Here is a 24,313-nt window from a genome sequence, read left to right as displayed (position 1 = left end):
ATGATGCGGCCTTGGGCCAACCGTGACAGCTGAGGGCGAGCGGCGCAGTGTCGACGCGCCCTGCTGTCGGCTGAACGAGCTACCTCTCACGAGCAGGCGCTGAGCCTGATCGCCGAGGACGCCGCCGTGGCCTGCCAGATGTGCCGCCCCGACACCGCCGTCGGCATGCTGTGGCTAGTGGTCCGTCGCACGCCGGTTTCATGCGCTCCGCACCGATAGTCGTGCACCAGCCGTCCCCGTCCGGAGGCCGCCGGGTTACCGCTTACGGCCACGTCCTCGGCCTCGCCCACGATGATCACGACCTGATTGAGTTCCTCCGCCGTGCCGACCTGCCGGACCCGGAGACTCTGATCGACGATACCCAGATGGTGGAGTGGCGGGGCAGCCGTGCCCACCAATGGGACGCGGCCTGACCTTCGCCCCTCAAGGTCAGCCAGCCCAGGGGATCGGACCTTGCTGGAGTGCAGGGAGTTCCGACTCCTGCGGGGCCGGCCACATGTCGACGAGGTACTGAAGTCCCCGGTCCGGCGGTCCGGATGATGACGCTTCTGCAAGGGGGCGCACGTCGCCTACCGCACGGCGACGTGATCCCCGGTCGACGACTTCGCCCCGGAGGTGGAGTTCCCGTAGTACGTCCACCGCCATGTCCCCGACCCGGTGGCCTTCACCGTGGTCTTGAGCGCCCCCGTACTACTCGACGTCGCCTTCTTGACCGTTGTGTACGAGGAGGCGCCCGCCGCCTTGAACTGCAGGCTGACCGTGCGCCCCGCGTACCCCTGGTACGTGTGGGTGTCCCAGTTCGCGCGTGTGACCCGCCCGGTCACGGTGATCGTCTTCCCTTTCGCGACCGGCTCCGGCGAGGCGTTGACAGTGACGCGTGTGGCCCGCTTGACCTGCAACGGGAGGTCCTTGTCGTCAGTGTCGTGGGCGTCGCCGGCGAGAAAGACCCGAGCAGCAGTTCGCCAGGTGCCGGCGTCCTCGTTCCCGAAGTCACGGTTCTGCGGGTCGATGTACAGCCATTCCTCGAAGTCGCAGATTCCTTTCGCCCTGTCCACGACCTTGCAGTCGCTGGTGATGACGGAGCTGTGCACGGTGTCCCCAGCGTCGGGCTTCCCCCGGTAGGGGAACACCGTCGGCCCGAAGTCGTATCTGAGTTTGGTCGTCATCCGGAAGACCGCATGCACCTCGACCTCCTCCTTGACCCCGATCACGATCGGCTTCCCGCCGTTCACCGAGACCCGGCTGAAGGAGACCCCGCCCTCCGCCGCCCCGGACGGCACCGCCGCCACCCCTGTGAACATGACCGCCGCTCCACCGGCCACCACCGCTCTCCACATCGTCTTCCCCATCTTCGACCTCGCCCTTTCCCCTGCAGCCTGGACCGAACGCGTAGGCGCACGGCCGGAGGTTCATCCTCGCGGCTGACTGTGGGACAGGAGAGGGCCGTACGCGGTTGTACGCGGTGCGGCAACGATTTGATCACCACGGCATCGCCCTGGCCCGGTTCCCGGGAGGGGGCCACCAGGTCTCGACGTGTTCGGCGTCTACGAGCACGTAGGTGGCGTGGCAGTCGAAGTTGCCGGGGTCGTCGGCGACACCGATGCGGATGGGAGCGTCATCGGGCAGGTCTTTGATCGCTTCGCGGAGCTGCGCGGCGTTCCATGCCGATGGTGCGTGGTCAAAGGTGTCGGCCATGGGCACAGGATGCAGGACCGGGCCGATAGTCCCGGTGATGACACGGCTGTACCCCGGGCCAGAGCGCTGATCCGGGGTACGGGGGCTGGGGTGAAGAACTGATCACCGGGTGGTGAGCCGAACCCAGCCGACGGACACCGTACTGGTCAGAGGATTGCCGTGGCCCAGGAATCTCGCGGTGGCGGCTCGCGGGGCGGGTCTTGCGCCGGACTTCTCTGCGGCCGTCAGTCTTGCTCCGTGCCGGTCGGGATCCCTTTCCGCCTCGGAGATGGTGGCCCCACCGACGGGGGGTGCCCCTATCTGTTTCGTCAAGCCTGGCGGGGCTGGTTCGTAGGGGTTGGTCCTGGTTTTTGGGAACGTCCCGCGAAGCGGGATGTTCCCGGCGGATCGGGTGCCTGGTGAGCAGCTCGGTGGCCGGCAGGACGGGGGTGGCCGTGCCGGCATGCGGACGTGAGGAGGGCTGAAGGGCGGCATGACGACTGATGCGTGAGGCGGGCCCTGCGTGGCGTGAGGTGGGGGCGTGCGGTGGGACAGGTGGGCGGATTCGTCTTTCCCCGGCGCGCTGACTGGCATGCCCTCCGCGCGCTCGTCCATTCAGGTGGTTGGCCGTCAAGATGCTTGAGTCATATTTCGTTTGTATGGGTCACTTGGGTATCCGAACCGGTGGGCCGCCCATCCCTCTCCGGGGGAGCGCGGAACCGTTCTGTTCGCCGACCCGTCCCTGCGTGACGGGCCTCGGCATCGTTTGCTCCGGACGACCGCGATGGGCGCCCCCTGTAGAGGACGTGGATCCGACCAGTCGTTTCTGTCAGGTAGTGGCAGGGACTGATGGGACAGCCTCCGGCCTCTGCAAGGGAGCGGTGCGCGAGCCATCCGCGCACAACCGGGTACCTCGTCGTCGAGGCCACGCGTGTGGCCGCGGACCCTGCGACCCGCGTGCGGCCGTTGCCGCCGTGAGCGAGCCTGCATCGGTCATGTGAACGCCTCGGCCATACGGCGAGGGCAGTGCGATCGCTACCGGTTCTTGACAGCGGGGGCAGTCCCGGCTCGTACGGAGCGGCGCCCGCTGCAGGGCCGGCCACAGCATCCGGTGCGCGGCGGGCCCGCGACAGGGTTCATCACGGCTCCGGGCACCCCGCTCTGCGACATCCGCTGACGGTGTCTTTCCCAAGCATGCAACTTCCTGACGCCTTCCCGGGTGCTTCCGGCACCCCGCGGGACAGGCCGAGGAGGAGGTGAATGAGGACGGCCGGGCCCGGCGGTGGCCCGGAGATCCAGGTCAGCCCCTGGGGCTGACTCGGACCAGGCTCTGAGTCAACTCCCTTGCTCGGGAGTTCAGTTCACACACGGAGGACGATCATGCCAATCAGTCCGAACCAGGGCTCGACCGGTGGCGGTACCACTGTCACCATCACGGGCACCAACCTCACGGGTACCACCGCTGTGCTCTTCGGTACCAAGCCGGCGACCGGCATCACCAACGTCTCGCCCACCCAGGTCACCGCTGTCTCGCCGTCCGGCTCCGGCGAGGTCGGCGTGACGGTGACCACCCCGGGCGGAACCAGCAACCCGCTTCCGTTCTTCTATGTCGGTGCCCCGTTCAAGTCCGGTCTGAGCGTGAGCTCGGGCCCCACCGCGGGCGGCAACAACATCGTCATCAGCGGCACCGGCCTGTCCACCGCCACGGCGGTGTCCTTCGGTGCCAACTCCGCGACGCCGACGGTGCTGTCGGACAGCCAGATCAGCGTCGTCGTGCCCGCGGGTGCGGCAGCCGGGCCGGTGGGCGTCAGTGTGACGACCGCCGGAGGCACCAACAACGGTCTGTCGTACACGTACATCGACGTCCCGACCATCACCGGGGTCACTCCGGCTTCCGGACCGACATCGGGCGGGACCGCCGTGACCATCACGGGCACCAACCTGACCTCGACGACCCAGGTCACGTTCAACTCGGTGCCGGCACCGTTCTCGGTCATCAACGCGACGACGGTGTCCGCCGTCACCCCACCCGGGACCGTCGGTGCGGTCGACGTCGATCTCTCCAACCCTGCGGGCACGGCCACGGACGTCGGCGCCTTCACCTACGTGACAGGCCCCGGCATCTGATCCGCCACGGCTGCGGCACCGACTGCCGACGCGGAACAAACCCGGCGCCGGTGCCGCCTCCAGACGCGTGATGTCCGCCCGGTCCGGGACGTTCCGCGCCCGGCCGGGCGGGCAAACCGCTCGACGTCACCAGGGCCTCTCGTCCGGATCACGCCGGGCTCGCGTGCCCCTCGCTGATCCGGCCTGATCCGAACGAAGACCCCAGCTCACCGCCGCGCGGCCAGGAGGTCCGGGCGGCGCGCCGGCCGTCATGTTCCGAAGTGGCGTCCCGTCCCAAAGCCCCCATCACATCACCTCGACAGGAGAACGGCTGTGGAGAGCCTCGACAGCTCAATCCCCCACGTTACGCAACCGTCGGTGGCCGCGGCCGCCCCGGCCGGTGCGGGCACCGTACGGACCACGGTGACCGCGCCCCATGGAACCGGCGACGCCACCGACTTCACCCTCGTGCTCGCGGCGCCCGTGATCGGTTCCGTCGTCCCCAACCAGGGGCCGGTCGACGGCGGGAACACGGTCACATTGACCGGAACCGGCTTCACAGGCGCCACCTCGGTCAGCTTCGGCGCCGTGGCCGCCGCGTTCATCGCCGTCTCCGCGACGCAGGTCACCGCGATCGCCCCCGCCGCGCCCGTCGGCACCGTCAACGTCACGATCACCACTCCGGGCGGCACCAGCGCCGGGATCCCCTATACGTATGTCGCCGCTCCGGTGCTGAGCAGTGTAGCTCCGGCCCAGGGACCACTCGCGGGTGGCAACAGCGTCACGCTGTCCGGGACCGGCTTCACCGGGGCGGCCTCTGTGCACTTCGGCGTGAACGCGGCGAGTTCGTTCACCGTCGTCTCACCGACCCAGCTGACCGCGTCCGTCCCCACCGGCGGTCCGGGGCCGGTTGCCGTCACGGTCACCACTCCCGGTGGGACCAGCACCCAAGCCGTCTCCTACTACTACCTCGGCGCACCGGTTCTCAACGCGATCAGCGCGGGGTCCGGGCAGGTGGCCGGTGGCAACTCCGTGACGCTGACCGGTACGAATCTTCTCCAGGCCACGGCGGTTCGCTTCGGCGCGACGGCGGCAACCACCTACACCATCGTCTCGGCCACGGAGATCAGGGTGGTGGTGCCGCCCGGTGCCGCCGGCACGGTCCCGGTCACCGTCACCACGCCAGGTGGCACGAGCAACAGCCTGACCTATCTGTATCTCGATGTCCCGGTCATCACTGGCCTGGCGCCCGGCCAGGGGCCGTCGGCAGGCGGAACAACCGTGACTATCACCGGCATCGGACTGACGTATGCCACCGCGGTACTGTTCGCGGCCGTGCCCGCCGGCTTCACCGTGGTCTCCGACACCCAACTGACCACCACGGCACCGCCCGGGGCGGCGGGCGCCGTCACTGTCAGGGTCGTCACCCCCGGCGGCACAAGTATCGGCCTTCCCTACACCCGACTCGGCCCGCCCGGCATCTGAGCGGTCCGGCACGTGGGATCCGCCTGATCCGTCGCGACGCACGCGCGGTGCGGCGGTTCCACGTGGCCCAGCCATGTGGTCAGGAGTGCTTCCAGCTATGCCGCCGCCTTGGGGGCAGGGTGTCCAGGAGGCGGCGTTCGTTGCGCATGTGCTCGGTGAAGGCCTGGTAGATCAGTTCCCGACCCGCGGGGGTGAGTGCGACCACCCGGCCCCGGCCGTCACCGGCCGAGCGGTCGTCGGGTGTGAGGGGCTGAGAGAGGGCGGCGAGGTGTTTCACGCCGAGGTCGACGCCGAGTGTGCCACGGGCCTGCTGGCGGCGGGTCGGTTTGTCGGGCAGGTCGGTGGTGACCTTGCAGAGCACGGACGCGTGCCAGCGGTGCCCGGCCCGCGACACGGTCACCGACTGTACGACCGCCCGATCCCGTTCGACGAGTCGCGCGAGTCGTTTGCCGGAGTCGTGGATCCGTACTTCACCGACGGTGGGCAGGCGCAGGCGACGTACGGGCGGCAGTCCGCCCCAGGCGCGCGAGGAACGACCGCGTGGGAATCCCGCCGGGCTGTGCGGTACGGCGTCCGACCTGGGCGCGCGAGGAACGACCGAAACCCCCGCCCCGGAGTGGGGTGGCCGTCGGGGGGATGGGGTGTGAGGTGCGGCCGGTGGGATGGGGTGCGTTCGATGACCAGGAGGGCGGCGTCGTCGGCGAGGTGGCCGCCGATGTGGGCGAGCAGGTCGCGGTGGATGTGGTGCAGCAGAGTGTCGGGGTTGGTGGTGGGGAAGGAGGCGACCCGTTCGGCGAGCGGGTAGAACGCTCCGGACGGTGAGCGGGCTTCGATGACACCGTCGGTGTAGAGGACGAGCATGTCACCGCCTTCGAAGGTGAACGGGTCGATGCGGTCGTCCTCGATCGTTCGTTCGCACACGCCCAGCGGAGGCAGGGGCTGTCGGGCGTACAGGACCGTGACCTGCTGATCGTGCACCAGCAGAGGTGGGGGATGTCCGCAATTGATCACCTCGGCGGCCGCCAGGGCATCGTCGGGGATCTCCAGGACGAGGCAGGTGATGAAGTGCTCGCCGGGGTCGTGCTCGGTGTCCGCCACGTCCTCCAGGTTCCGGGAGACGCTGTCTCCGAGGGCGGCTACCAGCCCGGGGAGGGTGGCATACCGGTGAGCGCCCTCACGGAATGCCCCCAGCACCAGCGAGGCCTCACCGATGGCGGCCAGCCCGTTGCCCCGGACATCGCCGATGACCACCCGGGTCGCGGCATGCGCGGCGCGGGCGAACGCAAACAGATCACCTCCGATCTCGGTCTCGTCCTCCGCGGACATGTACAGCCATGCCACCCGCAGCGGCCCGATCCGGCGTGGTGGAGGCCGAAGCAGAACCCGCTGAGCCGTCTCCGCTACAGAGCGTGCGCGGCTCAGTGCCCGGTCGCGCCGCTCCCGCACACACCGCATGAAAACCGCCAAGGCGGAGAGCGCGGCCAGCGCGATGATCTGCGCCACGTGGTTGGTCGTGGTCAGTCCGCCGTGGAACACGGCGATGAGCACCTGGGCCGTCACTGCCAGGACCCCGGCGAGAGCGGTGAGCCGTGGCCCGGCGAGGGAGGCGGTCAGAGCGGGCGCGATGACCAGCAGTGGGCCCAGATGGATATCGCGCCCGGTGTAGATGTCCAGCACGGCGATCGTCACAATCAGCACGAACGGGACCGCCACCAGCCCACCGCCGGCTGGATGCTCGCGGAAGTGATCCCACACACGTCGCAGACCCATATACCCCTTATGTTCCATCGATAGTGCACCCCCAGCCAGCCAGCCAGCCAGCCAGCCGACGGGCACGGGGCGGGTCTTCTCTCAGCCTTCCTGCGGCGGCCTCGTTCTGTCCGTCCGCTGGCCTTGCTGTGACTTCCGATTTCGGAAGTACGGCTCCAACACCCAGTCGAAGAGATGGGTACGTCCAGCCTTCGGTCCTGGTCCAAGGGGAGGGGCCAGTCCGGGGCGATCTCGGCGAGCTGCTGGCGAACTGCCTCATTTTTCATACCGCCGTGGACATCACGAAGTGGCCAACGACCTCATCGACGAGGGCTGGGAGGTGGACCCGGTAGACCTGGCCACTGTCACCCCGTACATCGCGAGCAAGACCCTGTGGGGCTCGAAAAGTCGTCGTTGCAGGTCACGCGGCGTATCGATACTCGTTGATGATGCCGCCGAGGACTCTGGTGCGGAGCAGGCTTCGGTCGTCGAGGTCGTGCACGATTGCGGGCTGCTCGGTCGCGCTGGGCGGTAGCTGTTGCCGGGATTGGTGCGGCCGGTGTCCGTTGTAGTGGTCCTGGTAGTCAGTCAGGACCTTCCTGGCGTGGCTCTCGCCCAGGATCAGGACGTGGTCAAGGGCCTCGCGGCGGATGGTGCCGATCACGCGTTCGCAATGCGCGTTCATGCGCGGTGCCCGGGGCGCGCTGAGCAGCGCCTGAGTGTCCTCGGCGGTGAAGACGGCATCGAAGGCGTCGACGTACTTGCTGTCGCGGTCGCGTAGCAGGAACCGGGGCCCGGCGCCCCGCTCGCCTAGGTCGGCGAGGTTCGTCCGCGACGCATGCGGCACGGCAAGCCCATCGTTGGTTACCGGTGGAGGCACCCTGGGCGATCTCCGGCCCGCTGGGTCACTGACCCGGATGCGGTGGGAGGCGAACCCGCCGCTCGGTACGGAGTGGTGACCGCGGCCAACGGTGACGACGTTTCCAGTGATGTGTTCGCCGTAGTGGTTGCCGACGGTAGCTTGAGTGGACACAGCCACGCGCACCGGGCGAGTTTCGGGGCACGGTGGAAGCATGGTGGGGGAGGGCGCGTTCGACGCCCGTGACGAAGACCGACGCATGCAGTCGGTGATGCGCAGCTCCTTCAAAGCAGCGTGGCGTCCTGCTCTCGCTGCCGCACTGGGACATCCCCGCCACCATGCAGGAGGAAGGGGCGAGCAGCCAGGAGCATCACCGGTGTGGCCATGTGAGGGCCTCGTGTCCGATTCGCGTATGGCTGCCCAACTCCTTTGCTGACGGTCTCCATCCCTGCGTGAGATGCCGGCGATGGCGCCAGGACCCTGCCCCGTTGCCACGGACTATTTCCGAGGCGACCTCACTCAACTTGCGGTTGGTCCGCTGGGATGGTGCGAAGCAGCGACGCGAGAAAGGACGAGAGCGATGACCACCGAACCTTCCCCCGAGGGTCCCGGGCCAGTCCCCAGTCGGCCGGATCCGGTGCCACACGACCCGCAACCGCCGTCCGAGCCAGGTCCCAGCGAACCCGGGCCCCAGCCAGACGCGGAGCCGCCCCCGGCGCCGGGTCCCGGCTCCCGCCCGGTCCCCGAGCCGCCCGACTGACCCGACTCGCGGAACGCCACGCCCCGCAGCTGCTCGCTGTGGTGGGCATCGGCCCGGACACTGCCGCCACTCTGCTGATCACTATGGGGGACAACCCGGAGCGCCTCGGCAGTGAGGCATCGTTTGCCGCGCTGTGCGGGGTCAGCCCCGTCGAGCGTTCCTCGGGCACCCGGCAATACCGTCGCCTCAACCGCGGCGGCGACCGGCAGGCCAACGCCGCCCTGCACCGGATCGTGCAGACCCGCCTGCGCTGCGACCCGCGCACCCAGGAGTACTACGAACGCCGACTCAAGCAAGGCAAGACCCGACGCGAAATCGTCCGGTGCCTCAAACGCTACGCCGCCCGCGAGGTGTTCCACCTGGTCAGGGCCATGCGATCGTGACCCCGTCATAGGGGCTGTGTGAGAGCGGACGAGACGACGGAGCCCCGCCGGGGAGGCGGGGCTCCGTCGTGCGGTGTTGCGACGGCCTGCCGTGCTCGGGCTGGCCCCGTGCCACTCCGGCTTTCTGTCGAGCCGGGCGATGTCGGCGAGGCGCGAACACTCGACCGCCTACAGCCCCTGAGTTCCGTGCTCCACGGCTCCAGGTGGCGGCCAAGTTCCTTCCAACGTGCCTGCCGGTCCATGCAGCCGATGCCCGCTGGGGTTGGGCGGGGTGAGGTGGCTGCTGCTGTCGCCGACGAAGCTGCTGCCGTGGCCCGGAGATTGCTGACCCCGGCGGCCGTGCCAGAGCCCTGGCTACCGTGGCCAAGAGCCTCGCCGCAGCGCATCCATGTAACGATGGCCATTCCTGCGGTCAGACAACAGTCTCGGCATTCCGGCCTCCCAACGTTGCTATGGCTCGGGAGATTCTCGCCGATGCCCTGAACGGCCTTGCATGGATCCCTGAGATTGCCGAGGCAGTGCTGACGGTGGCACCCGATTGCAGTGCAGCCACATGCGCCAGAATTGTCGCAGGGCGACGGGTGGTTCAAGGTGAGGACGCCGGTGCCGCGATCACCGTTGTCGGACTTACGATCCGATGAACATGAAGTCATCGCAGCGAAAGATTCGATGCGCCGGAGTGCTCCGACCCGAAATGTGACAGGAGGATTCCGCCAACAGCCGGGTCAGTTGCCCATCGACCGTAAATTCCGGACCTTGCGGCGGCATTCATCTCACCCCAGCCGAGCAAGTGGGGCCGTGTCCGTCCCCGCAGATTACGACTCCCAGGGAAGTTCCACGGGGCCGGGCATCTGGCGGAGGGTGTGGTGGAGATCCTTGCTTCACGTCCCTACCTCATCCCCATCTACGCGGCCAGCGCGCCGAGGAACCTGCGGTGCACGGCGTGGAGTTGGAGCGTATGACCGTGGGTGAACGCGCGCAGGAACGTGCCCAGCGTGGACGGGGTACGGATACCGTCGAACACGGCCGGCATCGCACCGTGCCTCAGCAGGTGAAGGTCCTCGATGCTGTCCGCGCCTGCGGCCATACCGCCCACGATGCTGGTGACCTTGGCGTCCGCCGCCGCACCCGCACCGTTGCCCGCCCCGGGCAGCTTCACCTTCTCGGCCACCAGACGCCAAAGACCGCACCGCTCGGCCAGCCGCATCACCGGGACCAGCCCCGCATACGCGATCAGATTCCCGTCATCGAACGCAGCAGAGACCGCCGCCGGGATGTGGGAAACTTTCATCTACGAGGTGCCTTGCTGATAGTGCGTGATGGTGGTGTGGTAACTCCCATCTTCGCAGGTCAGCAGGCGCCTCTCTTCATTTCTCTATCCACAGGACCCGGGACAGCCGGTGGATCCAGGCTTAGTGGTCCGCTCCGGAAATCCTTCGGGGGTTGACTCAGGAGTCGGGACCATGCACGTCGCTTCGTCGAGCGGTCGCGGCCGCGACGTGGTCGAAGTGATGCTGGCGGGTCGTGGGCAGGTCTGGGGCGAGTGCTAAAATGATCGCGTTGGCCTTCGGCGGCGCCCACGGCGCGCGCGTCCGGAGGCTTTTTTCATGCCTTCTGACACCTCAGCACTCGTCACACCTGCCCCTGCCGGTTACCGCGCTCTGCTCCGCAATCGCGAGTTCACCGGCCTGTACGCCAGCTTCACGCTCATGGTCGCCGCGAGCACCTTGTCGGGCTTCGCGCTCGGCACCCTGGTCAACCACCAGACCAACTCTCCATTCCTGACCGCCGTGAGCATGTACGGTGCCACATTCGCCACCGTGTTCGGTGCGTTGACGCTGATGTCGGTCGCGGACGGGCGCCGTCCCCGCCGGACCCTCGTCGCGCTCCAGTGCGTCTCGCTCATGGGTGTTGCCGCGCAGGCGATCCCAGGGCTTTCGTTGGCTCCCCGGTTCGCTCTACTGCTGGTGCTGGGATTCTTCCAGTCCCTGGGGACCGGCACGCGGATGGGGCTGCTCGCCGAGGTTGTACCGGCCTCCGCCTACGCGTTGGCACGTTCGCTGATGAACATCACCTCCGGTGGCATGGCGATCCTCGGCTACGCCATCGGCGCCGTGCTATTGCGGTACCTGAGCCCGCAAGGAATCTTCATCGTCGCCTCAGCCCTGACAGGAATCGGGTTGATCGTGGTGGGCACAACCGTCCGGGAACACTCGATCCGTCTGACCCGTCGCCCCGGACTGCGTCAGACCTGGACCACCAACATCGCGCTCTTCTCCCACTCCGGCCAGCGGGCACTCCTGCTGAACCTGTGGGTTCCCAACGGCCTGATCGTCGGCTGCGAGGCTCTGTTCATCTCCTACGACCCGCATCACGCCGGCGCTCTCCTGGCCGCCGGATCGGCAGGCATGCTCCTGGGAGACCTGACCGTCGGGCGACTGCTCACCGCAGACCAGCGACGCCGCTATGCGTTTGCCCTCCGACTGCTACTCGCTGCCCCTTACCTGCTGTTCGCGATCCACCCACCCCTGCCGGTTGCGACAGCCGCAGTGTTCATTGCCAGCGCCGGGTTCGCCGCCACCCTGCCCCTGCAGGAGCAGCTTCTCGCGCTGACCCCCGATCCGGTCCGCGGCCAGATCCAGGGTGTGGAGTCCGCAGGCCGGATGACGTGGCAGGGCATCGGCGCCGTGATCGCCGGCGGGATCGCCCAACACCTCACTCCAGGCACCGCGATCACCGCCACAGCCGCAGTCTCCGTCGCCCTCACCGTCATCTCCCGGCCGTTCGTGGTCCGTGCCCGCACCGTCGGTGTCGAAAGCGTCAGGGCATGAGCCGTTCCCTCATAGCCCGCTGCACTGAGTTGTGGAGCCGTTCTATGGGACCGCCCACCGGTCGAGAGGTATCCGTGCCCGTCGCCACCGCACGTCCGATAGCTCTGGCCGCAGACGAGCGGCACCAGTTGAAGAAGATGGCCTGGGGCCACAAGACCGAGTACCGGCTGCGCCTACGCGCGCAGATCGTCCTACACGCGGCACAAGGGCTGGCCAACGCACGCATAGCAGAGCGCGTCGGGGTACATGTAGACACCGTGCGCAGGTGGCGGGGCCGCTTCGCTGAAACGAGGCTGCCTGGCCTGGCGGACCGCAAGCGCCCCGGCCACCCACCCTCTTTCACCGCACTGCAGGCGGCTCAAATCACCGCCCTGGCCTGCCAGTTGCCCGCCGAGACCGGCGTGCCGCTGTCCCGCTGGAGCTGCCCGGAGCTGGCCCGCGAGGCCGCCGAACGTGGCATCGCGACGTTCCTGTCGGCCTCCACCGTGCGCCGCTGGCTCGCACGGGACGCGCTCAAGCCCTGGCAGCACCGCTCATGGATCTTCATCACCGACGCCGGCTTCCGCGCCAAGGCCGAACGCGTGCTGGACTTGTACGCCGCACCTGGCAGGGCAAACCGCTCGATACGGACGAGTACGTCATCAGCGCGGATGAGAAGACCTCCGTCCAGGCCCACTGCCACCCCACCCTCGCTCCCGGGCAGGCCCGCGCGATGCGCGTCAACCACACCTACGGCCGCGGCGGAGCCCTGGCCTATCTCGCCGCCTACGACGTTCGCCACGCGCAGATATTCGGCCGCACCGAACCGCGCACCGGCATCGAACCGTTCATGAACCTGGTCACCCAGGTCATGACCCAGGAGCCGTACGCCAGCGCCAAGCGCGTGTTCTGGATCGTCGACAACGGCTCCTCTCGCCGCGGTAAGAAAGCCACCGACCGACTGTCCGCCGCGTTCCCGAACGCGGTCATGGTCCACACACCTGTCCACGCCTCCTGGCTGAACCAGGTCGAGATCTACTTCTCCGTCGTACAGCGCAAGGTCGTCTCACCCAACGACTTCACCGACCTTGCCCAGGTCAGGGATCGGCTCCGAGCTTTCGAAGACCGCTACAACGCCACGGCACAGCCGTTCCAGTGGAAGTTCACCACCTCCGACCTGGACGATCTACTGGCCAGGCTCGACCGGCACACCGCCGATCACCACGACCAATCCTCCGTGGCACCGGCAGCATGATCAACCCCCGAAGGATTTCCGAAGCCGACCACTTAGGGCCCGTAAAGAATCAACACGTTGCTTCACGGCCTCCCTGTCGTTGGTGTGGTATGCGCATACCGAGCGAGGTTCGTGACCAACTTGCCCTGAGATTCGGAGTGTTGTTCCCTCACCTGAATGAGCGGCAGCAGCGGCTGGCGCTGGCCGCCGAGGCCCGGCTGCTGGGGCACGGCGGGGTCCGGGCCGTCGCGCGTGCCGCAGGGGTGAGCGAGACGACGGTGCGGAAGGGCGTCTTTGAGTTGGAGGGCGGTGAGGACCCACTGCCCGATGGCCGGGTCCGCCGGGACGGCGGCGGTCGCAAGAGCGCCGAGAAGCTTGACCGGCTGCTCGTTCCGGCGTTGCTGGCGCTGGTCGAGCCGGATGAGCGGGGCGATCCGATGTCGCCGCTGCGGTGGACGACCAAGTCGCTGCGGTCTCTGGCCGGGGAGCTGACGCGGCAGGGCCATGCCGCGTCAGCGCCGACCGTGGGCAGGCTGCTGCGGGAGAACGGCTTCAGTCTGCAGGCCAATGCCAAGACCCTTGAGGGCGCTCAGCACCCCGACCGGGACGCGCAGTTCCGCTACATCAACGACCAGGTCAAGGACCATCAGGCGGAGGGCGAGCCGGTGGTCAGTGTGGACACGAAGAAGAAGGAAGTCGTCGGGGAGTTCAAGAATGCGGGACGTCAGTGGCGGCCGGCCGGTGAACCCGTGCGGGTTGACGTCCATGACTTCCCCGGCGATGCACTGGGCAAGGCCCTGCCTTACGGCATCTACGATCTGGCGGCGGACACCGGCTGGGTGAATGTCGGTACGGATCACGACACCGCAGCCTTCGCGGTCGAATCGATCGGCCGTTGGTGGAACGGGCAAGGACGCCTCGACTACCCGCAGGCCAGACGTCTGCTGATCACTGCCGATGCCGGCGGCTCCAACGGCTACCGCACCCGGGCCTTCAAGACCGAGCTGGCCGCGTTCGCCGCCCGGACCGGCCTGGCCGTCACGGTCTGTCACATGCCGCCGGGCACATCGAAGTGGAACAAGGTGGAGCATCGGCTGTTCTCCGCCATCACCATGAACTGGCGCGGCAGACCGCTGAACAGCCACGAGGTCGTCGTGCAGTCCATCGCCGCGACCACCACCCGCACCGGTCTCACCGTCCACGCCGAACTCGACACCGGCACCTATCCCACCGGTGTGAAGGTCAGCGATGCGGAGCTGAACGCGGTGCCGGTCACCGGGCATGCCTTCCACGGCGAATGGAACTACACCGTGCACCCCCACCCCGCCAGCCCGGCAGGCCACACCAGGCCGCCGACGCCCGGGCCGGCAGCGGTCATCGACCGCGGTGCCCTGTCACACCCCGTGCTGACCGGCATGACCTGCACCGCACTGACCGAGCTGACCGAGACCCTGACCCCCGGCTGGCAGGCGCTGCAGAAACAGGACCCGGCCACCCGACGCGACGGCGGCACCCGGCGCCGGGCCCCGGGCGGCGGCCGCAAAGCCAAACTCGACCTGGCCGACCGGGTCCTGGCCACCGTGCTGCAACAAAACCTCGCTCTGCCACCTACCGTGCTGGCCCACCTCTTCGACGTCAGCAAGGACACCATCCGCCACACCACCAGCGAGATCCGACGACTGATGGACCAGCACGCGCACACATCCCAGCCCCCAGCAGCACACCTCAGCACCCTGGCAGGACTCCTCGTCCACGCCACCGCACACGGCGCGACCCTCACGACAAAGACCAAACCAACGTGTTGAATCTTTACGGGCCCTTAGCCTTGATCCACCGAGGTGGTTTGAGAGTGGTCTTTTGATCGGCTTGGGGTCGGGTGGTCGGGTGAGGGCAGGTTGTTTCCGCTGGTCTGCCCAGCATTTCCACGGTTCGGTTCCGGTCGGGCCCTTGCGGGCGGGGTGGGCAGGGGCTGTTCGTATCAGCCGGCCGGTCCGTGGGCCGTGGAGAACAGGTGTGTCCAGGCGTGCTGCCAGGGCCAGTTGTGCGGTAGGTGCAGTGTGATGCGGCGGGCGGAGTGGGCGATCCGGGCCGGAACATGGACCAGGTGGGTGCGGATCGTGGCGGTGGTGGCCCTGGCGTGGAAGGCGGAGGCTTGTGCGCCGGTGGCCCGCAGCAGGTTGTAGGTCATCGCCCACAGGGTGAGCCATGCTGCGTTGGCGTGGAAGTGTGCGGAGGGCAGGTGGGCCAGGGCGGAGGCTTTGCTGTCGGCGATGACCTGCTCGATGACCGCGTGGTGGCGGTGTTCGCGTTCGGCCTGGAGGGTTTGTGCAGGCTGGTCGGTGAAGAACGGGTGGTAGCGCCAGACGGGAAACAACTCGCCCTGCTCACCCACAATGGCGGGTTTGGCCAGGTCACGGACCCGGCGCACGATCAGCCGCGCGGTGACCCGCTCCGCTTTCGTGCGGCTGGCGAAGGCGGTGTAGGCGGGTATCTCGGCGACTTCGGCGTCCGAGACGAGCTCACCGGTTGCAGGATCGGGCACCGCGGTCGGGTATGTGATCTGCTGCCAGGCCTGGTCGGGAATGCCGAGGACGGCCCGTTTGATGGAGGGGTTCAACCCGCAGGTAATCGAGAAGTGGGCTCCAGCCCGGCGGCAGGCCGAGATCACCCCGGCGTTGTAGAACTGCGAGTCCGCTCGCAGGATCCGGGTGCCGGTGCAGCCCGCCTCGACGGCGGTGGACAGCGCCTCACTGACGAACTTCGGGGCCCCACGGGAATCGGCTGCCTTGCCGCGGCGCATCCGTACTGTGGCGATCACCGGCCGCGCGTGCGGGGTGCAGATCGTGGCGAGCAGGGGGTGCAGGGTGCGGATGCCCTTGAACCGGCCGTACTCGGCACCCTGCTTGGCCCGGCCGTAGACCCGCTTGTGGGTGGAGTCGATATCAATGAACGCCTTGTCGCCGGCACCGGGCAGCAGCGGGGCGTGCGCGGCCAGTTGACCGAGGAACCTGCGGTGGACAGCGTGGAGTTGGAGTGCGTGACCGTGGGTGAACGAACGGAGGAAGGTGCCCAGCGTGGACGGCGCACGGGCCCCCGGAACAGGGCCGGCATCGCGCCGTGCCGCAGGATATGGAGGTCGTCGATACTGTCCGCGCCCGCCGCCATGCCGGCCACGATGCTGCTGACCTTGACGTCCGCCGACGCACCCGCGCCGTTCCTCGTCCCGCTCAGCTTCACCTTCTGCGCCACCAGGCCCGACAGCCCGCACCGTTCGGCCAGCCGCATCACCGGAACCAGCCCGGCATGCGCGACCAGATTCGGGTCATCGAACGCAGCGGAGACCGCCGCTGGAGTATGGGAAACTTGCATCTCGGAAGTGCCTTGCCGATCGTGCGTGCTGGAAGCCTCAAGAACTCCCATCATCGCAGGTCACAAGGCACTTCCTTGTTTCTCGAAGAGTCATCCACAGCCATCAGATCGGTGGATCAAGGCTTAGCCGTGTGAGGTCTCGGCGACGTCGACCGCTTCGGAGCCTTCGCGACGCATCCGCTCAACCCCCCAGGCGCCGAGCGGCCCGAGCGCTTGATTGAGCGTGCGCCCGTGCTCAGTCAGGGAGTACTCCACCCGCGGCGGCACCTCGGCATAAACCTCCCGGTGCACGAGACCGTCCACCTCCATCTCACGCAGGTGCTGCGTCAGCATCTTCTCGCTCACTCCTGGCAGACCGCGGCGGAGCTCAGCGAAGCGGCGTACGCGATGGGCGTCAAGTTCCCAGAGGATCAGTCCCTTCCACTTGCCGCTCACCACGTCGAGCGCAGCGTCGATGCCGCAGATGTAAGGCCCGCATCTCGGCGCCTTGGCCATCACTGATCCCCTTACTAAAAGGTAAGTACCGCAGAAAATAGTGGGTACTTCCGAGAATAGTGGCGCTCTCCGAGCATGGAGGGGTGAACGAACAAGAGAACCGCACCACCAGGCAAGACGGCGCTGTCACCGTGATCGGGCTTGGCCCGATGGGCCAGGCGATGACCCGCACCCTACTCACCGCCGGCCACCCGGTCACCGTATGGAACCGCACCGTCAGTCGGGCCGACGGCGTCGTCACCGACGGAGCCACGCTCGCGGCGACACCCAGCGAGGCGGTCGAAGCGAGTGACCTGTTGATCCTCAGCCTCACCGACTACCAGGCGATGTACGACGTCCTCGACAGCGCCACCGAATCGCTCGCCGGCCGGACGCTGGTCAACCTGAGCTCTGACACTCCCGACCGCACACGCGAGGCAGCAACCTGGGCAGCGGGCCACGACGCCACCTTCCTCACCGGTGGCGTCATGGTCCCCGCGCCGATGGTCGGCACCGAGGCAGCCTATGTCTACTACAGCGGCCGATACCAGGTGATGGAGAGCCACCTGGCGGCGTTGACACTGCTCGGCACACCAAAGCACCTGGGCGAGGACCCGGGCCTCGCTCAGATGATGTATCAAGCCCAGCTCGCGGTGTTCCTCACCACCCTGTCCGGACTGATGCACGCCACCGCGATGCTAGGCACCGCAGGAATGAAGGCCAAGGAAGCGCTGCCAGAGTTGCTCTCCTCCGCCGACTCGATTGGCGACATCCTGAGGGCTGGCGAAGAGAACCCCGGCGCCGCGCTGGATGCTGGAGAGCATCCCGGCGACCTCAGCACGGTCACCATGATGGGTGCGACGTCCGACCACATCGTCGAGACCAGCACGTCACTCGGCCTCGACCTCGCGCTCCCACTGGCCGTGCAGGCCCACTATCGGCGCGCGATTGAGGAAGGAAATGGCAGCGACAACTGGACCCGCATCATCGACAGCATACGAGGACCACGCTGACCAAACGCGGGACCGATGAACACACTCCCAGCCGCGACTCCGCCCAGACCCCACCGCCTACTTGCGCCCTCGGCGGACCGTGACCCGGGACCTGACCCGGCTCGGAGTGGGGCTACGCCGGTTCCACGACCCCACCCTTCGTGCACTCAGCGATCGATGAGTTCTCACGGTTGGTCTATACCGAGGAGCTCGGCTCCGGGGCCGTCGAACGCGCAGGGGGCACGTATTCGTCGTATGCAGCTCATCACTGGGGCCACCCTATTCCTTCTGCGGCATTTCCCCGGTTAAGCGCTGCTGCTGTTGCTGTCCGCGACAGATGTCGCAGACAGCAACAGCCTGCCGACCTGCTAGAACCTCTGGCGCCACCCTGGGGACCCCAACAGAAGCGACATGGTGAAGGCACGCCTTACGGCCGTCGGCCGTGCCGTGGGTGATCTTCTCCTTGGTCTGCGGGTCCTCGTAGGTGACCGGGGCCTCGTCGGAGGAACCCTTCACGCGGGCACAGAAATCGTTCTGGACCCAAATTGTCGCTGCTTTCGTTGCGTGTCTCACATGCCTCGACTCCGTTGATCGGGTGTGGGGTTGCGAGTTCCCCCGCGATTGATCGGGGCGGGGCCGTGACATGACGAGGGCCGCGCGGGTTCTTCGAGTGTGATCAAGAAGTGGGCCCGCGCGGGCCTTGTCTCATCCTGCCTTCTGCGGCGTGAGCCGCCAACACTTCGGCGAGTTGCTCGACGAGCTCGAACCGGGGGGGAATCACGGTGCGAGAGCGAGCGTCACGACCGGCGCGGGCACGGCCGCCGCCGTCGGGCCGGGGCTGGCCCGACGTACGAACTCGCCTTCCGCGACCGGCTGGTGATCACGCTGGCCTACCTGCGTACCGGCCTGCCCCAGGACGCCCTCGCCGTCATCTACGATGTCGGTTCCTCGACCATCGGGCGGGCGATCGGTGAGGTCCGGCCCCTGCTCGCGGCCCGCGGCTTCGCCGTCCCCGACCGGCCCGGCCTACGCTTACGCACCCTGGAGGACGTGTTCGCCTACGCGGAGGCCGAGAACATCGAGCTGCGGCTCGACGGTGCAAAGACCCAGGTCCGCCGTCCGAAGGCTGGCCGCCCTGGGCGCCGGGCGTTCGTCTCGGGCAAGCGCAAGCAGAACACCATCAAGACCACCACGTTCAGCGACGGTCAGGGCCGCTTGCTCTACTCCGGGGCGGAACGGCCCGGCCGGATGCACGACCAGACCGCCGTGCGCACCGAGGGCATCGCCGAGCAGTTCAGGACCCGTCCCGGCGTGAGGGCGAAGGTCGACTCCGGCTACCAGGGCCTGGCCAAGGAGTTTCCCGGCCAGGTCACCGCGCCGCTGAAGAAACCGAAGGAGGGCACCTGCGATGGCGACAAGTACGCCTGGCGCGAGGCGAGACGACGGCAGTCCTCGGCCCGGATCTGCGCCGAGCACACCAATGCCGAGCTGCGGAAGTGGGCCCCGATAAGGCGGTTCACCGGACGCCGCGAGACCTTCCCCGAGACCCAGCGGGCCATCGCCGCCTGCCCTGATCTCCGACCGTGCTGCCAAGAGGCCCCCCGCCGCGTGCACAGCCAGGGCGTGAGCGTTCTCAGCTGTCGGGCTTGATCAGGTCGAGTGCGCGGTCAGGGCGTGACCGGTAGTGATCAACAGTGGCGGCGAGGTTGGTCCAGCCAGTGAGGTTGGTCAGAGCGATCGCGAGGTTGCGGAAGGTTGCCAGGGCTCGGGGTGCTGTGCCGGTGTGGACTCGGCAGGCGTCCTCGGTGAAGGTCAGGTCTCTGATGTGGTGCAAGGCCTCGATGTGCCAGTGCCCGCGAACGAGGGCAGCGAGTGGGGCAGCAGTAGCCTGCTCGGCCGTCAGGCTGGTGACCGCGTAGATGCGTTCGAGGGTGACCTTGCCAGTACGCACGTTGCGGCGGCGCCGGACGACTTGCAGGGCCTGGACGGCGCGCGGGAAGGGCAGCCCGGCGACGGTGGCAGCCTTCAGGCGGTGGATCTCGTCGCGTCCGTGCGCGGTGGCACGGGTCTTGTCCAGCAGCGGCACCTCCCGCCAGGGCAGCTTCTTCAGCAATACCCGCAGGGTGGGGTGATTGTCCTTGACTAGTAGACCGTCGCAGCTAATTTTTGGGATAGAGGTGGCGCAGTTTGATGCGTGCGTCGTGGGTGGTGAACTGCCAGTCCACGTGGCGTTGTTCGGTGTTGGTGGCGTTCTGCCAGGCCGAGAGTTCAGTGTTGAGGATGTCGAGGTCGCCGATCCGGCGGTCGAGACATTGCCGGGTCAGCGCGGAGAGTTCGATCTCGGCGATGTTGAGCCATGACCCGTGTTTGGGCGTGTGGTGGATCTCGAGGCGTTGGGCCAGGGCGAAGGCCTCTTCTGGTTCGAATGCCTCGTACAGTGAGGCGATGCCGTGGGTGTTGAGGTTGTCCATCACCAGCACCACGGCCTCGGCGTCGGGGTAATCCACGCTCAGCAGCTGCTTGACCTGGCCGGCCCAGTCGATCCGGGTCCGCTGGGACAGTGCCTGAACTCGACGCCACCCGCGCAGGGGTTCGACCCACACGAAGATCGAGCACGTGCCGCAGCGGATGTACTCGCTGTCCTGGCAGGCGTCGTGACCAGGGCGGGCCGGGAGCGGGTCGCGGGCATGGTCGAGGAGCTGGTAGGGCTTCTCGTCCATGCACACCACCGGACGTGCCGGGTCATAGGGCCGGGCGTAGACGGCCAGCACGTCTTCCATCCGGGCCGCGAACTCCGCGTTCGCTCGTGGTGGGATGGTCCAGCACTTCTTCAGGTGAGGACGCAGTTCCGTTTTTTAAGACCCGCCCGATGGTGGAGTGGTCCAGATCGGGGATGTCCTCGACCAGCGCGACGTGCTTCTCCAGCAGCCGCAGCGACCACCGGGCATGGCCTTGGGGTGGCTGTGAGCACGCCATCGCGATCAGGCGGGCTTCGACCTCACCGGTCACCGGCGAGGGCACCGGTGGGAGGTCGCGCTTCTTCCGCGCGATCGTGGCGTGAACATCGCCACCGGTCTCGGCGAAACGCTTGGCGACCAGCCGCAACGTCTCACCGGAGACGCCGAGCCGGGCCGCGATCACCTCCTTGGGATCCGCCTCACCCGCCGAGGTATCCAGCGCAAGCAGCACCCGCGCACGCATGATCATCGAGGCCCCACGAACACCTGTCGTGGTCACCCGGACCAACTCCTCGCGATCCTGCGCGGTCAACCTGACCGGCCGCTTCTTCTGCGAACCCACAACAACAGTCCTATCTGGCAAAGGGGAAGGAATCTGCCAGACACCAACCTCCCAGTCAGGTGCACCATAACTAAGCGGCGACACGCTACTAGATGCAATACCGGTGATTTAGGTCTTTTTCCGGGAGGTCGGGGCTGGTTTGGTGGGTCCGACGAGGGTGACGACTGGGGTGTCCGGCCGGGGCTGATTGTTGTGTTCGGTGTGTTTGAGGGCCCAGTTGGACATCTTGCGTTTGATGACACGGGGATTGGAGTGTAACCGCCGTGGTTCCAGGAGCCGTTGACCGATTTCAAGCAGAGTCTGCGCGAGGGCCCGCGTGAGTCGGGAGGGGGGAAAGACCCGCCTGGGCGGTGACCTGGCGGCGGACAACGCGCACGGCGCGGGTGAAGGAGATCCGGTCCGGATCGTGTCCCTCCTGTCGTGCGGCTTCGTGCATGAGGTCCCGCACGGCATGGTGAACGAGGAGGAATGCGAAGATCTCCTGCTCGGCCCCGGCCGGGTGCTGGGAGCGCAAGACCAGACGTGGCCCGCCCAGGTGCGTCTTGATCTCGTCCAGGGTGGTCTCGATCTCCCAGCGTTCGGCGTAGAGCGCGGCAAGTTCCGCCGCCGGCGCGGTGTCCGGGTCGAGGAGGGTGGTGACCAGCCGGTAGACGGTGGCGTCCTTCCCGCGTGGGCCAAGGGTGTACTCGATGACGCGGACACGGGCCGGGTCGGCCCGCCGGTTCCTGTCACGGGCGGCGACAATCTCCGACAGGTAGGAGCCATCGGGCAGCAACGTCACCACAGGCAGCACCGCGTTGCTCCTGACCCGCCAGAGCAGGTCGGCGTCGGTTGCCGCGGCGGCCCGCCACAGGTCGAATCCGAGGAACCCTCGGTCTGCCATCAGCAGCATCCCCCGGTCAACGACGAGAACAGGCGCCCGGCCAGCACGGTCTCGTGCACCGCCAGCGGACCGACCTCGGCAGCAAAGACCGCATGAGTGCCGCACTCGACCAGAGCCGCAACCCTGGCCTGCGGATACGCACTCCTGCCCTGACCACGGCCGGTCCCCGGACGCCCGAAAAACCCGGCATTCGCCTCCGTGTCCGGCAGATCGAACGTCGTCCCGTCCACAGCCACCAACCGCAGCCCCCGAAACCAGGCGCCCCGCGACCCCGGGACGGCCACCGGCCGGCACACCCGGGCGAACAACACCTTCAGCACCTCCGGCCCCAGCCGCAGCCGCGCCCGCCCAATCGCTCCGCTCGTAGGCACCCGCCACCCCTCTGCCCAGCGGCCCTGGCGCTCCAGACCCTGCGTGAGAAGACGCCCGACCTCCTCATACCCCTGCCCCGAAAACAGGCACATCGCCAGCACGAAATACACCACCACCCGTGCCGGAAGCAGCCGCTGACGCTGCTCAACACGCCCGCACTCCGCCACCACCTCGTCCACCAGATCCGGCGTAAACGCGCGCGTTAACACTCCGAGAGCGATGCGATCCGAAAACCGCTCACCCCCGACCGACTTCACCTGTCCCGGCCTTGGCACACCCAACACAACGAGCCGACACTCTCAAAGTCACCGGTATTGCATCTAGGGCGATGTAGTGCGCCTCCTTCTCCTCAACGAGGAAGCGTGCGTGGCTGGTCTGCGTCAGCAGCGCGTCGAAGGTCAACACACTGTCGGTGAGATCTATCGGGGCCAACAGCGGCTGGAAGGCCGTGATCTCGTTACTCTTTGAGTCCACCTGGCGCTGGGCGATGACGGTGCGCTCGCCATGGACTGCGGCTGGGAGCAGGTGGATCGCGGTGCTGGTGACGGTGCGCGAGCCGCGCAGCGCCTGGGGCTGGGCCACCGGCGCGGATCTCGGGCGGGAGGGCCGCCGCGAACCGGGCGATCGCCACCAGCGTGGAGGCGCCACCGAGTACAGCGACTGTACGCAAGGCCAGCAGTGCGCCGAGCCGGTAGCGGCGGCCTTGACGGCGTCGGGGATCGGGCAGGGCGTCCAGCACGTCGGCCAGTTCGGTCAGCGGCACCGCCTCGGCGGCGTCTGCGTTCGCGATGCAATCACGGTGGCAGGAGAGGATTTCAATCGTAGAATCTGGCATACGGACGCGGCCCCTGTGCGATCAACGGCTTCAGACACCTTGATCATCAGGGGCCGCGTCGTGCGCGTGCGGACCGAGTCCACCGGGCCAGACCGGACTGATTACGCCCTCGGCTCATCTCGTCAACCGGGAAGATTTCCGCTCTGGGCTGTCACCATGACGCCAAATTAGGAGCACAAGCCTGGTATGGGCCCAGGTCGCAGCTTGTAGTGCGGTAGAACTACAGCACGCGCAGGGCCTGATCAACGTCACGCTCACGTCTGGCGAGCGCATGCAACACGGCTTGGTCACCGTGCCGATCCCGGGCGGCTGCAACGAGCACATCCACCGCGATGGCGAGCGCAGCATCGGGCACTTGGCATGGTGCGTTCACGCTGAGTGTGAGGTCATCGAGGTGCACCGCCAGCTCGACGCAACGGGTCTGCAGGTATCCGTCGAGCAACATCTCCTCTCCCGGCCGGTGGAGGACGGCTACCCGTCGATCGGCCGGCTCCATGCCCAGCCGCTGCGATAGCCGCACCCACGCCGCCTGGGTCTGCTCAGCCACGACAGCGGGGCCGGCTGTGGCTGTTTCCTCGCTGCGGGCACGCACCCCGACGTTCAGCGCAGAGCCCGGCAACGACGTATCGGCGAGCCGAGCGTAGTACCGAACCGGTGACACCGGTTCTGCGCCGAGTACCTGACCATCGAGGAACCATTCGACCTGGAGGACGCTACGCGCAAGGTGACCAGCCAGCCCACCTACTGACATCCCTGGGAGCACGGACTCGGCCTCCCAGCACTGGGCTACCTGCTCTGTAGTCAGCAGGTGCACTGCCTTCTCGGCAGCCTGCAGGTATGTCTTCCGTATCTCATCAGTCATGCGGGCATCGTCGCAACCTCATCATCACAGCGGCTGACAGGTCCACCTTGTGGACCGCTCCGCCGCTTCACCCGAGCGCGTCCCGAATCTATGGCCACGATCCGTAGCCTCGCCGTCGACCCCATGCGACAGGACCGGCTGGAGCACCGCCCCCCCCGTGGCCGAC

General features: G+C 67.6%; 19 protein-coding genes and 6 pseudogenes. 10 read left to right on the top strand and 15 right to left on the bottom strand.

From position 1 onward, the window contains the following. Window positions 1-200: 200 nt before the first annotated feature. Window positions 201-413, top strand: a complete 213-nt coding sequence (locus tag OG609_RS07005; RefSeq protein WP_327271992.1) for a hypothetical protein — start codon at window positions 201-203, stop codon at window positions 411-413. A gap of 156 nt (window positions 414-569) precedes the next feature. Here the strand turns inward: OG609_RS07005 and OG609_RS07000 are convergent, their stop codons facing one another. Then, window positions 570-1,349 carry a hypothetical protein gene (locus OG609_RS07000; protein WP_327271991.1) on the bottom strand — a complete coding sequence of 260 codons (780 nt, stop codon included), beginning with the start codon at window positions 1,347-1,349 and terminating at the stop codon, window positions 570-572. Window positions 1,350-1,479: 130 nt separating this feature from the next. Next, window positions 1,480-1,695 (bottom strand): DUF6225 family protein, encoded by a 216-nt coding sequence (locus OG609_RS06995; protein ID WP_327271990.1) that lies wholly within the window; start codon window positions 1,693-1,695, stop codon window positions 1,480-1,482. 1,359 nt (window positions 1,696-3,054) lie between these two features. Here OG609_RS06995 and OG609_RS06990 point away from each other — a divergent pair. Together OG609_RS06990 and OG609_RS06985 are read left to right on the top strand one after the other, a co-directional pair. Further along, window positions 3,055-3,801: an IPT/TIG domain-containing protein gene (locus OG609_RS06990; protein WP_327271989.1), complete on the top strand. Its 747-nt coding sequence runs from the start codon at window positions 3,055-3,057 to the stop codon at window positions 3,799-3,801. 357 nt (window positions 3,802-4,158) lie between these two features. Further along, window positions 4,159-5,265 (top strand): IPT/TIG domain-containing protein, encoded by a 1,107-nt coding sequence (locus tag OG609_RS06985; protein WP_327271988.1) that lies wholly within the window; start codon window positions 4,159-4,161, stop codon window positions 5,263-5,265. Here OG609_RS06985 and OG609_RS46110 read toward each other — a convergent pair. The 3 genes and pseudogenes from OG609_RS46110 to OG609_RS06970 form a co-directional block, all read right to left on the bottom strand. Continuing rightward, window positions 5,235-5,497 (bottom strand): annotated as a pseudogene (locus OG609_RS46110) (hypothetical protein); the annotation flags it as partial. The gene OG609_RS06985 and the pseudogene OG609_RS46110 sit on opposite strands and share 31 nt — an antisense overlap. A gap of 164 nt (window positions 5,498-5,661) precedes the next feature. Then, a complete protein-coding gene (locus OG609_RS06975) occupies window positions 5,662-7,035 on the bottom strand; it encodes a PP2C family protein-serine/threonine phosphatase (protein ID WP_327271987.1) in 1,374 nt (457 codons plus the stop codon). A gap of 400 nt (window positions 7,036-7,435) precedes the next feature. Next, window positions 7,436-7,861 carry an integrase core domain-containing protein gene (locus OG609_RS06970; RefSeq protein ID WP_327271986.1) on the bottom strand — a complete coding sequence of 142 codons (426 nt, stop codon included), beginning with the start codon at window positions 7,859-7,861 and terminating at the stop codon, window positions 7,436-7,438. Between the two features lie 795 nt (window positions 7,862-8,656). Between OG609_RS06970 and OG609_RS06965 the strand changes: the two are divergent. Continuing rightward, window positions 8,657-9,016, top strand: a pseudogene (locus OG609_RS06965) (transposase); the annotation flags it as partial. Between the two features lie 904 nt (window positions 9,017-9,920). Here the strand turns inward: OG609_RS06965 and OG609_RS06960 are convergent. Continuing rightward, complete coding sequence (locus OG609_RS06960; RefSeq protein WP_327271985.1) at window positions 9,921-10,307, bottom strand: hypothetical protein; 387 nt, start codon at window positions 10,305-10,307, stop codon at window positions 9,921-9,923. Window positions 10,308-10,623: 316 nt separating this feature from the next. Here OG609_RS06960 and OG609_RS06955 point away from each other — a divergent pair, with 316 nt between their 5' ends. The 4 genes and pseudogenes from OG609_RS06955 to OG609_RS06940 all read left to right on the top strand — a co-directional run bounded on the left by OG609_RS06955 (window position 10,624) and on the right by OG609_RS06940 (window position 14,865). Continuing rightward, window positions 10,624-11,847 carry an MFS transporter gene (locus OG609_RS06955; RefSeq protein WP_327271984.1) on the top strand — a complete coding sequence of 408 codons (1,224 nt, stop codon included), beginning with the start codon at window positions 10,624-10,626 and terminating at the stop codon, window positions 11,845-11,847. After that, window positions 11,844-12,287 (top strand): annotated as a pseudogene (locus OG609_RS06950) (helix-turn-helix domain-containing protein); the annotation flags it as partial. The gene OG609_RS06955 and the pseudogene OG609_RS06950, both read left to right, overlap by 4 nt. Window positions 12,288-12,382: 95 nt before the next feature. Further along, the gene (locus OG609_RS06945; RefSeq protein ID WP_327271983.1) at window positions 12,383-13,081 is read left to right on the top strand and encodes a transposase; all 699 of its coding nucleotides are present in this window, start codon (window positions 12,383-12,385) and stop codon (window positions 13,079-13,081) included. 89 nt (window positions 13,082-13,170) lie between these two features. After that, window positions 13,171-14,865: an ISAzo13 family transposase gene (locus tag OG609_RS06940; protein ID WP_327271514.1), complete on the top strand. Its 1,695-nt coding sequence runs from the start codon at window positions 13,171-13,173 to the stop codon at window positions 14,863-14,865. Between the two features lie 173 nt (window positions 14,866-15,038). On the opposite strand, the pseudogene OG609_RS06935 reads toward OG609_RS06940, so the two are convergent. Both OG609_RS06935 and OG609_RS06930 read right to left on the bottom strand, forming a co-directional pair. Further along, window positions 15,039-16,429: pseudogene (locus OG609_RS06935) on the bottom strand (IS1380 family transposase). A 123-nt stretch (window positions 16,430-16,552) separates the two neighbouring features. Continuing rightward, complete coding sequence (locus OG609_RS06930) at window positions 16,553-16,924, bottom strand: winged helix-turn-helix transcriptional regulator (protein WP_327271982.1); 372 nt, start codon at window positions 16,922-16,924, stop codon at window positions 16,553-16,555. 83 nt (window positions 16,925-17,007) lie between these two features. Here OG609_RS06930 and OG609_RS06925 point away from each other — a divergent pair, with 83 nt between their 5' ends. Continuing rightward, the gene (locus OG609_RS06925; protein ID WP_327271981.1) at window positions 17,008-17,916 is read left to right on the top strand and encodes an NAD(P)-dependent oxidoreductase; all 909 of its coding nucleotides are present in this window, start codon (window positions 17,008-17,010) and stop codon (window positions 17,914-17,916) included. Between the two features lie 855 nt (window positions 17,917-18,771). Continuing rightward, window positions 18,772-19,545, top strand: a complete 774-nt coding sequence (locus OG609_RS06920; RefSeq protein WP_327271980.1) for a transposase family protein — start codon at window positions 18,772-18,774, stop codon at window positions 19,543-19,545. Here the strand turns inward: OG609_RS06920 and OG609_RS06915 are convergent. From OG609_RS06915 to OG609_RS06890, 7 genes and pseudogenes are all read right to left on the bottom strand, one after another. Then, window positions 19,529-20,008 carry a hypothetical protein gene (locus OG609_RS06915; protein ID WP_327271979.1) on the bottom strand — a complete coding sequence of 160 codons (480 nt, stop codon included), beginning with the start codon at window positions 20,006-20,008 and terminating at the stop codon, window positions 19,529-19,531. The genes OG609_RS06920 and OG609_RS06915 overlap by 17 nt on opposite strands. A 46-nt stretch (window positions 20,009-20,054) precedes the next feature. After that, complete coding sequence (locus OG609_RS06910) at window positions 20,055-20,711, bottom strand: IS630 family transposase (RefSeq protein ID WP_327277960.1); 657 nt, start codon at window positions 20,709-20,711, stop codon at window positions 20,055-20,057. Further along, window positions 20,638-21,165: a helix-turn-helix domain-containing protein gene (locus OG609_RS06905; RefSeq protein ID WP_327271978.1), complete on the bottom strand. Its 528-nt coding sequence runs from the start codon at window positions 21,163-21,165 to the stop codon at window positions 20,638-20,640. Before OG609_RS06905 ends, OG609_RS06910 begins: the two co-directional genes overlap by 74 nt. A 319-nt stretch (window positions 21,166-21,484) precedes the next feature. Continuing rightward, window positions 21,485-22,734, bottom strand: a pseudogene (locus OG609_RS06900) (IS4 family transposase). Continuing rightward, entirely contained in the window at window positions 22,688-23,032 is a 345-nt protein-coding gene (locus OG609_RS06895) for a hypothetical protein (RefSeq protein WP_327271977.1), read from the bottom strand. Before OG609_RS06895 ends, OG609_RS06900 begins: the two are co-directional and overlap by 47 nt. A 13-nt stretch (window positions 23,033-23,045) precedes the next feature. Then, window positions 23,046-23,285 (bottom strand): annotated as a pseudogene (locus tag OG609_RS46105) (transposase family protein); the annotation flags it as partial. 220 nt (window positions 23,286-23,505) lie between these two features. Further along, a complete protein-coding gene (locus OG609_RS06890; RefSeq protein WP_327271976.1) occupies window positions 23,506-24,147 on the bottom strand; it encodes a maleylpyruvate isomerase N-terminal domain-containing protein in 642 nt (213 codons plus the stop codon). Window positions 24,148-24,313 lie beyond the last annotated feature (166 nt).

This window comes from Streptomyces sp. NBC_01224 (assembly GCF_036002945.1).
Taxonomy (GTDB): domain Bacteria; phylum Actinomycetota; class Actinomycetes; order Streptomycetales; family Streptomycetaceae; genus Streptomyces.
This window is presented reverse-complemented; position numbering and strand designations above follow the sequence as displayed.